This is a genomic window from Blastomonas sp. CCH1-A6 (assembly GCF_001556365.1).
Classification (GTDB): Bacteria; Pseudomonadota; Alphaproteobacteria; order Sphingomonadales; family Sphingomonadaceae; genus Blastomonas; species Blastomonas ursincola.
The window spans coordinates 1-9,745 of the sequence record NZ_LSIS01000288.1 but is presented as its reverse complement, the minus strand read 5'-3'; the positions used below and the strand labels follow the sequence as shown (position 1 = coordinate 9,745).

At 62.2% G+C, this 9,745-nt stretch carries 7 protein-coding genes; 6 read left to right on the top strand and 1 reads right to left on the bottom strand.

Annotated elements, in window-relative coordinates:
• The 6 genes from AX735_RS13775 to AX735_RS13750 all read left to right on the top strand — a co-directional run.
• Positions 1-1,102, top strand: a 1,102-nt coding sequence (locus tag AX735_RS13775; protein ID WP_446471818.1) for an efflux RND transporter periplasmic adaptor subunit, incomplete at its 5' end; no start/stop codon positions are given.
• A 3-nt stretch (positions 1,103-1,105) separates the two neighbouring features.
• On the top strand, positions 1,106-4,303 hold the full coding sequence (locus AX735_RS13770) for a multidrug efflux RND transporter permease subunit (protein WP_066281305.1): 3,198 nt from the start codon (positions 1,106-1,108) through the stop codon (positions 4,301-4,303).
• Entirely contained in the window at positions 4,303-5,772 is a 1,470-nt protein-coding gene (locus AX735_RS13765) for an efflux transporter outer membrane subunit (RefSeq protein WP_231750123.1), read from the top strand. The genes AX735_RS13770 and AX735_RS13765 overlap by 1 nt, the downstream gene beginning before the upstream one ends.
• Before the next feature lie 151 nt (positions 5,773-5,923).
• The gene (locus tag AX735_RS13760; protein WP_066281291.1) at positions 5,924-6,523 is read left to right on the top strand and encodes an isochorismatase family protein; all 600 of its coding nucleotides are present in this window, start codon (positions 5,924-5,926) and stop codon (positions 6,521-6,523) included.
• Positions 6,524-6,638: 115 nt separating this feature from the next.
• Positions 6,639-7,430: a pirin family protein gene (locus AX735_RS13755; protein ID WP_171009897.1), complete on the top strand. Its 792-nt coding sequence runs from the start codon at positions 6,639-6,641 to the stop codon at positions 7,428-7,430.
• 104 nt (positions 7,431-7,534) lie between these two features.
• Positions 7,535-8,419, top strand: a complete 885-nt coding sequence (locus tag AX735_RS13750) for an NmrA family NAD(P)-binding protein (RefSeq protein WP_066281283.1) — start codon at positions 7,535-7,537, stop codon at positions 8,417-8,419.
• 15 nt (positions 8,420-8,434) lie between these two features.
• Here the strand turns inward: AX735_RS13750 and AX735_RS13745 are convergent.
• The coding region (locus AX735_RS13745) for an alginate export family protein (RefSeq protein ID WP_066281279.1) at positions 8,435-9,745 on the bottom strand (1,311 nt) is incomplete at its 5' end.

Genomic DNA, 9,745 nt, shown 5'->3' with positions numbered 1-9,745 from the left:
ATCTGCAACCGTGGCCACGGCCCTCCAGCGCGTCGTCGTTGACTGGGACGAGTATATCGGTCGGTTCGTGGCCGAAGAGGATGTGCAACTCATTCCCCGGGTTTCCGGCCCGATCACCCGCATCGCATTTCAGGACGGCCGCCGTGTGAACCGGGGCGACCTCCTGTTCGTTGTGGATCAGCGCCCGTTTCGCGCAGCCCTGTCGGAGGCCGAAGCGAGTGTCGCGAGTGCCCGCGCAACGCTTGTCAATGCAACGCTGCAGGCAAACAGGGCAACTGCACTGGTCGACAGCGATGCGATCAGCCGTGAAGAGAGTGACACGATCACTGCCGCTCTGCGGACCGCCCGGGCGGGGCTGGCCGCAGCTCAGGCACGCCAGCGAACGGCAAGCCTGGATCTGTCATTCACGGAGGTTCGGGCCCCGATTTCGGGGCTTGTCTCCAGCCGCAGGGTCGATGTCGGTGATTTCGTGACAGCCGGTCAGACCGAGTTGACCCGCATTGTTCGGCTTGACCCCATCCGCTTCAGCTTTGACGGCGCGGAAGCGTTTTACCTCAAGTACATGCGCCAGGACGCACAGGGCCAGCGGCGGAGCTCGCGCTTCGCGCCCAATCCCGTGGAAATCCAGCTGGCCGATGAAAACCGCTATGGCTGGCGCGGCAGCATGCGGTTCATCGACAACGGCATCAACCCCAATACCGGCACGATCCAGGCTTATGCCGTGGTCGCCAATCCGGACGGATTCCTGGTGCCCGGCATGTTCGGTCGGGCGAGGCTTCTTGGTTCTGGCAGCTACAAGGCAATGCTGGTGCCTGACGAAGCCATATTGACCGATCAGACAAGAAAGCTCGTCTATGTTCTCAATGGCAAGAACGAAGTCGTGCCGCGCCCTGTCGTGACCGGCCCCATGGTCGAAGGCCTGCGCGTCATTCGCGAGGGGCTGGCGCCGACAGAGAAACTGGTGATTGACGGACTGGCGCGGCTGCAGCCCGGCACACTCATCAGCCCCAGACAAGGCAGGATTCGTCCTCGCGCGAAGAACGACGCGCCGATTGCCCAGCCCCTCGCGGCGCCTGCGCCAGCGCAAGCAACGGCGCGCTGAACGATGCGGCTGGCCCATTTCTGCATAGACCGCCCCATATTCGCTGCGGTCCTCTCGATCTTCATCACCATTTTCGGCGTCATTGCCTATCCTACCCTGCCGGTAGCCCAGTATCCCCAGATCGCGCCCCCCACTGTTGTCGTGTCGGCCAGCTTCCCGGGCGCCTCTGCCGAAACAATTGCCGATGTTGTCGCAGCACCGCTTGAGGAGGCAATAAACGGCGTAGAGGACATGCTTTATATCTCCTCCTCCTCGACGGGGGACGGCAACCTGGCGATCACCATCACCTTCCAGCAGGGGACCGATGTCGATCAGGCCCAGGTTCTGGTTCAGAACCGGGTCAGTTCCGCCGAGCCGCGCCTGCCAGAAGAAGTGCGCCAGATCGGTGTGACCGTGCGCAAGAACTCTCCCGACCTGCTACTTGTTGCCAATTTCTTCTCCCCTGATGGTTCATTGCCGCAGCCTTACATCTCCAACTATGCCACACTGCAGTTGATCGACCGGATTTCGCGCATCGAAGGCGTAGGCTCGGCACGGCTGATCGGCGGCCGGGACTATAACATGCGCGTCTGGATCGATCCCGAGCTGGCCGCCAGCCGGAGCCTGACCGTCGATGAGGTCGTTGCCGCTATTCGAGCCCAAAATGCCCAGGTTTCTGCAGGGTCGATCGGCCAGGCGCCTTTCAACAGCGCAGGCACGGCATTCCAGCTGGGCATCCAGACGCAGGGCCGGCTTTCGACACCGGAAGAGTTCGGCAACATCATCGTGAAGCGCGAAGGTTTAGCACTGACCCGGCTGAGCGACATCGCAAGGGTCGAGCTGGGCGCGCAGGACTACAGCATCAATGCGTTTTCAAATGGGAGGCCGACCGTGGCGCTGGCCATTTCGCAGCTTCCGGGGTCGAATGCGCTGAGTGTGGCCGAGGCTGTCAAGACCGAACTCGCAAGGGCGGCCGGCGATTTTCCTCCGGGGATGGACTATTCCATTCCCTATAATCCGACCAGCTATGTCGAAGCGTCGATCGCCGCCGTAGAGGACACGCTGATCGAGGCCATCGTCCTGGTGGCGCTGGTGGTACTGCTTTTTCTGCAAAGCTGGCGCGCGGCGATCATCCCCATCGTCGCCATCCCTATCGCACTTGCAGGGGCGCTTGCCGCACTGGCGGGGCTGGGCCTTTCCCTCAACAGCCTGTCGCTGTTCGGGCTTGTCCTGGCAATCGGCATTGTGGTCGATGACGCGATTGTCGTCGTCGAGAATGTCGAACGGCTGATGGAAGAAAAGCATCTCTCGCCGCTAGCAGCCGCCCATGCGACAATGGACGAAGTATCGGGTGCACTCGTCGCCATTGCACTCGTCCTCTGCGGCGTGTTCATCCCCACAGCCTTCATCCCTGGCATTTCCGGCCAGTTCTATCAGCAGTTCGCAATGACGATTGCCAGCGCGACGGCTGTCTCGGCCTTTGTATCGCTGACCCTGTCACCTGCACTTGCAGCGCTGCTGTTGCGATCACGCGAGCATGGCCATGCCCCGCCGGCCGCCGGCTGGCGCGGCTGGCCCGCTCAATTCGCCAAAGGGTTCAACACAGGCTTCGCGCGTCTGTCGGATCGCTACGGCAGACTGACAGCCAGAACGCTGCGCAGCCTGACCTTCATGGGGATAGCCTATCTGTGCCTGCTGCTTGCCACGGGCTGGCGCTTTGCCGAAACGCCATCCGGCTTCATTCCTGCCCAGGACCAGGGCTATGTCATCGGCGTGGTCCAGATGCCGCCGGGCGCATCGCTGCAACGCACGACCAGCGTGGTCGAACAGGCTCAGGCCATTGCTCTTCGCAATCCGTCGGTCAGCAACACCGTAGCCTTTGCCGGGTTTGACGGAGCGACCTTCACGAACGCGCCCAATGCGGCTGCAATCTTCATCACCCTGAAGGAGGCGGGCACGCGGCCCCATGCCGACATTGTTGCCAATGAACTGCGCGGTGCACTGGTTGGCATTACCGCTGCGAACCTGCTGATCATTCCACCGCCTCCCGTGTCCGGATTGGGCACCGGCGGCGGGTTCAAGATGGTTATCGAGGATAGGGGCGGCGCCGGTCTAAAGGCTCTGGAGGGTGCAGCCTTCGCGATGATGGGCGCGGCCAATCAGGCCGAAGGCATCATGGGGGCATTCACGACATTCAACACGCGGACACCGCAGCTGCTCGCCGATATTGACCGCGCCAGGGCAGAGCAACTGGGGGTGCCAGTTGAGAATATCTTCTCTACTCTGGGCACCTATCTTGGTTCACGCTACATCAACGATTTCAACTATCTGGGCCGAACCTTCAGGGTCACGGCCCAGGCCGATGCCCCCTATCGTGACGACCTTTCCGACATAGGCCGGTTGCGGACCCGATCAGCGACCGGGGACATGGTCCCGCTCGATGCCGTGATGAACCTGCGCGACGACTCCGGCGCCTATCGCGTAGTCCGATACAATCTCTATCGTGCCGCAGAATTGCAGGGTGACACGATGCCAGGATACTCGACAGGCCAGTCGCTCGACACCATGGAAAGGCTTGCGGCCAGAATCCTGCCTCAGGGTTTCGATTACGAATGGACAGAACTGGCCTATCAGCAACGCGCCGCCAGCAATACCGGATCGCTGATTTTTGCGCTGGGTGTCCTGTTCGTGTTCCTGTTGCTTGCCGCGCAGTATGAAAGCCTGGCGCTGCCCCTGGCCGTGATCCTGATCGTGCCGATGTGTCTGCTGGCCGCCATTGTCGGCGTGAACATCATGGGCCGGGACAACAACATCCTGACCCAGATCGGTCTGGTGGTGCTGATCGGCCTGGCGGCGAAAAATGCCATTCTGATCGTCGAATTTGCGAAGCTGAACGAGGAAAATGGCATGGCACCGAAAGCGGCCGCGCAACACGCGGCAGCACAGCGGTTACGCCCGATCCTCATGACATCGATGGCCTTCATCCTGGGCGTGCTTCCATTGGTCATTTCCACCGGACCAGACGCCGAAATGCGCCAGGCTCTTGGCATTGCGGTGTTCTTCGGCATGATCGGCGTCACCGTGTTCGGACTGATGTTCACGCCCTCCTTCTATGTGCTGGTAAGGATGCTCGAACAACGGCTTGCGACCCTGCGCGGATCGCGAACAGCACCTCCTTCCGAGACGAGGACGGGAACCGCCACCCCTGCCGGAGAAGGATGATGCAGTCCGGACGTCTTGCGCTCGCTGTGCTCCTGTCCGCAAGCCTATCGGCCTGCGTCGTCGGCCCCGACTTCAGCCGCCCTCTCGTCCCGCAGGCCGCAAAGCAGGAATTTGGCGAGGCGGGCACTCCCGAGTTTGCCAAAGCCTCTCTGCCCGATCAATGGTGGCGACTGTTCGAGGACCCCGTTCTCGATGGGCTGATTGTGCGGGCGCTGCAGCACAATACCGATGTTCGCCAAGCCAGTGCCAATTTGCGGCGCGCCCGTGCGCTGGTCCGCGAAGCGCGAGCTGGGCAGTTTCCGGCCCTGACGGCCCGTGGCGCTGCAAACACCAACCGGGTAGGCACCGGGGCCAATGCCGGACTGGGCTTTGCACCGGCACAACCGCCGGAATTCGAGCTTTACGAGCTTGCATCGGACGCCGCCTATGAACTGGACCTTTTCGGCGGCGTCCGTCGATCCGTCGAGGCTTCAAGGGCCGATGCGCTGGCGGCAGCGGCGGAACTGGACTCTGTTCGGGTCAGCGTAGCGGCAGAGGTTGCCCGAAACTATGCCCTGGCCTGCTCCAATCGCCTGCAGCTCAATGTCGCGCGCGACGCCGTGTCCAATCAGGAAAGGACACTCGCGCTGGTGCGGCGGCTTCACACCCTGGGCCGAGTAGCGGCCCGCGATATCCATGCCGCAGAAGGACTTTTGGCCCAGGCTGAAGCTGCGCTTCCGGCGCTGGATGCCGAGAACCGAGCAGCAATCCATGCACTGCGGACTCTGATCGGGGGAGAACCAGGCGAGGATCTAGCCGAGGTCGGGAAATGCGAGGTTCCGCCGGAGCCAAGATCGGCGATCCCGGTGGGCGATGGCGCCGGCCTGATCGCGCGACGCCCAGATGTGCGGGCTGCCGAAGCACGTCTAGCATCAGATACCGCCCGGATCGGTGTTGCAACCGCAGCCCTCTACCCCTCGATCCGCCTAGCGGGGTCCCTGGCCACAAGCGGAATCGATCCCAATGATCTTGGACGTTCTGCCAATATCGGCTTTTCGCTTGGCCCCCTGATATCATGGTCGATTCCGGTCGACGGCGCTGCCCGTGCACGGGTGACGGCAGCATCGGCGCAGGCAGATGCTCGCCTTGCCGCATTCGATGGTGCGGTCCTCACTGCGCTCCAGGAAACAGAACAGGCCCTCGCGCGGCTGAAGGCAACGACCGAGCGGAGCCTGACGCTGGCCGAGGCAGAGAGAGCCGCAGCGCAGTCCGCGTACCTCACCCGCATTCGGTTCAGCAGCGGCAAGGACAATGCGCTCCAGCTGCTGGGAGCGGAAGCAGATCTTCTGCAGGCCAGACAGGCGCTGGCGCTGGCGAAAGCGGCCAAGGCCGAGGCATCTGTCGGGGTCTTTCGCGCGCTGGGTGGCGGATGGGAGCAAGCGCCGCAGGTGGTCGAAATCGACGCACGCAGCAAGCACCCGTCCCAGTGAGCATCGACGCCTTGCGGTGGCAAAGGTGCAACAGAACCTCGACGCAAGATTTGGGCGCAAGATCGAAGCGTTACCGGCAGGATCGGCAACGCGGGAACAGAGGATTTCCGGCATCACAAACTGAGCTGTTTCCAAGCCAGGAAAGACGATCATGACACACCCCTTCCGCCCGAATAGTTCCGCCCTCCTGCTGATCGATCACCAGGTCGGCACGATGCAGCTGGTGAAGAACTTGCCGCTGGAGCAGGTTCGGACGATGACGCTTGCGCTCGCCCGCGCCGCAAAGATCCTGCAAATGCCGGTCATTCTGACCTCAAGTCAGGAAGAACGTATCCAGGGTCCGCTGATGCCAGAGCTGGCCGAAATCCTGCCGGATGCTTTCGAAGCACGTGTCAGGCGCGCAGGCATTGTCAACGCTTGGACGGATGCACAATTCGTGGCTGCGGTTGAGGCAACAGGACGCAAGGACCTGATCATGGCCGGTATCACCACCGATGTCTGCCTCGTCTTCCCGTCCATCAGCGCGGTCGAACAAGGTTATCGCGTGCAGGCCGTGATGGATGCATCGGGTTCTCCGTTCGAGCTGAGCGAGGACATGTCGCGGCGACGCATGCAGGATGCCGGCGTGGTGCTGACGGCGACCAACACAATGATTGCCGAACTGGCACAGGATTGGTCATCGACGGAAGGGTCCCAACTGATCGAACTGCTTTTCACGTCCGTACTTCCTCCGGTCAGCCATGCGGGATAGTCTCGACTATCCCGGTGCCTGGGCCCGGGGCAGTGCCAGTTCCAGCGATGACAAGCCTGAGCCGATTTCTCGCGTCGTGCGCCCATTGTTCACCAGTCGCGGGCCGGGCTTCAGGGTGCAGCATCTCGACGGAGCCGTTCTGGGCACGTCAATCGATCCCTGGCTGGCCATCGACCGGTTCTGGATGAGTCGGCCGACTTTCCCGCCCCATCCCCACGCCGGCTTTTCCGCGATCACCTATGTGATGCCGGAATCTGCTGGCGTTATGCGCAACCGGGACAGCGCTGGCGGCAGACACAAGATCACGCCCGGTGGATTGCACTGGACTTCCGCAGGGTCAGGCATTCTCCATGAGGAAATCCCCGCAACCGACCAGCCAGTCGAGGGACTTCAGATCTTTCTGAACCACCCCATGCAGCGCAAACACGACAAGCCTGTGGTGCATCATCTGGAACCCGGTGACATCCCGATCATTTGCGGTTCCGATGGCAGCTGGATCCGAGTGCTGGCAGGTGGCTTTCGGGACCGGATCAGCCCCATCGCAACCACCAGCCCGGTAACCTTGCTGGACATATGGCTTGCCCCCTTTGCCCGGTTCGACTGGTATAGCCATGATCAGCCGGCCAATCTGGCTGTCGTGCATCAGGGTGAGCTCATGGCCGCCACAGCAACGGCCGATGCGGGCGAAGTTGTGCTGCCCAATGGTGATGGCTCGCTCTATCTGGCAGCAACGGGCAATGGCGCTCGGCTGGTGCTCTTTTGCGGTACGCCGATCAGGGAACCAGTCCATTGGGTTGGTCCGCTCTGCATGGCCAGCGAGGAAGACGCCTATCGCGCACTGGTGCGATACAGGACGGGCCTGATGGGCTCGCTGCAGCCTTATCGCAGAGGACTGTGCGCCAAATGAAGCCAGCAGGCGCGCTCGTGCGTAGCTGGCACCGGCCATCGATTTCGCGATGCCTTTACAAGCAGAGCGGCCATGCCTGATCAATATCTGAGGGAGTTGCATTCATGATAATAGTTGCCGGAGCGACCGGGGATTTGGGTGGGCGTATCGTTCGGGAACTTGCTGGCCTCGGCGCACCGGTTGCTGCCCTGGTGCGCACAGAATCTTCGGCAAGGCATCTCGAGGGCATGGCCTCGCAAGTGAGATACGCCGACTTCGATGACGTAGATTCGATCGCGCGCGCGCTGAAAGGGGTTCATTGCGTGGTATCCGCGCTCAGCGGCCTGGAACCGGTCATTCTCGGCGCGCAGGGTCGCTTGCTCGATGCGGCGGTGAAGGCGGGCGTACCCCGCTTCATTCCATCGGATTATGCCATCGACTTCCGGCAGGTGCCACAGGGCAGCAACCGAAATCTTAATCTTCGCAGCGCCTTCCTGCAGCGCGCGGAAAGTTCCGGTCTGCGTCTGACATCCGTGCTGAACGGCGCCTTCATGGACATGCTGACAGGCACGATCCCGATCGTCCAGCACAGCATTCGCCGCGTAATCTATTGGGGCAGTGCCGACCAGCCAATGGACTTCACGACCATTGCCGACACGGCCCGGTTCACGGCACATGCGGCGATGGACCCCGATACGCCCCGCTGGCTGCGGATTTCCGGAGCGCGTGTCACCGTGCGCGACATCGCTGCGGCGACCAGCCGGGTGCGCGGCCGATCTTACGGCATACTTCCCGTCGGAACTTTGGGAACCCTAGGCCTTACCATTCGGCTGGCCAGGCTGTTTGCGCCAGGCACGCCCGACGATCTCTATCCTGCCTGGCAGGGGATGCAGTATCTCAGGAACCTGCTTGCCGGCGAAGGGCTTCTCGCCACGCCGCTCGACAATGAACGATATCCGTCCATGACATGGACGAGCTTGGAGGCAGTTTTGCGGCAGGACACCCGATAAAGTGGGGCAGCCCATTCAAAAGCGAAGGGATGCGGACACAACTAGAAACTCGATGGATCGGCCACCCAGCTGTCGCAGTGTTTGCCCGGGCCTGAAGCTGACGGCCTGGCCATATAGCCGCAGATGCCGATTCACGGACCAGTCGGCGGTCAGCACCTTCTGATCGCCGATATAGCGGCTTCCCTGCCCTGAAGATCCCTGAACAACCGCAAGGGGGGCGGTGTAGATCGCGTCGGCGAGCCGATGGCGCCACAGGAAATCCCAGTTGGCAGACAGCAGCAACGATGGCTGCGGCCGCAGCGATATGCCCGGATTGATGTCGACCAGATTGGCCGGAACCACTAGATTGGCTTCGGAGAAATAGGGCAGCTTCGGGTAGAGTGGGTCAAAGGTACCACTGATGCCGTCGCCGGGACGGCGATCGCCGCTGGCCAGATCGACCTTCAGGCTGATCCTCGGTTCCAGGGCAGTAGCGCCAAAGGTGAAGCCGACATCGCTTGCCAGCGTCCACGCACGAATGCGCTGACCGCCTGCAAAGCCGCGCTGGATCACCGCCTCGACGTCCCAGTCGAAACCCGATCGACGTCCGAACAGCCGCGCCCCGAGGGATTGGCGGAAGCCTCCTGGCCGGGGGGCAAGAGGGCTGTTGGCATTCTGCCTGCGTTCGAGAAGATAAAGGTCGGCCTTCAAGGGCCCCGCGATCTGCTGCGTCACATAGACACCCGCCAACCGGTCCTCGGCTCCACTCGTGTCGTCCAGCAGTCCTGGCCGTGCCTGCACCGGCCACGTGACAAAAGCATCGACACTTCCCTGCCCTGCGGCCAGCCGCATACGGACGCCATCAAAGGCCAGTCGCTGGTTCGGGCCATCGCGCAGCGCGATCAGGCGCTGCGACCCGAAAGCCATTTCCTGTCGACCCAGCCGAACCATCGCGGCCTGCGATTTCGACCGGACCTGATAATCGAGAAACAGCTGGCTTAGATCGCCATCATTTTGCTGGATCGCAGGAAAGGGCTTGGGCTCACCGATGGCCTGCAGCGTGCCTCCCTGCAAAAAGACACGCAGCGAAGAGTCAAGGCGAATGTCGGCATGGACAAGCTGCCGAACCAGCAGCGCCTGCCGATCCGGTTCGGGTCGGGTCAAAGCACCGTTGGACAGTTCGGTGCGGAGCCTCAGTTCGCCCCCCAGGCTCAGCATCAGCCCGTCAGGATCGCCGAGGCACTTGTATTCGGCTTCCGAAGACTGCGGCAGGCTCCGGCAAAGGGGGCGCCAATCCTCCTCGTAGCGCAAAGGGGCGATGCCAGGCGGGCGTGGCTGCTCCGCAGC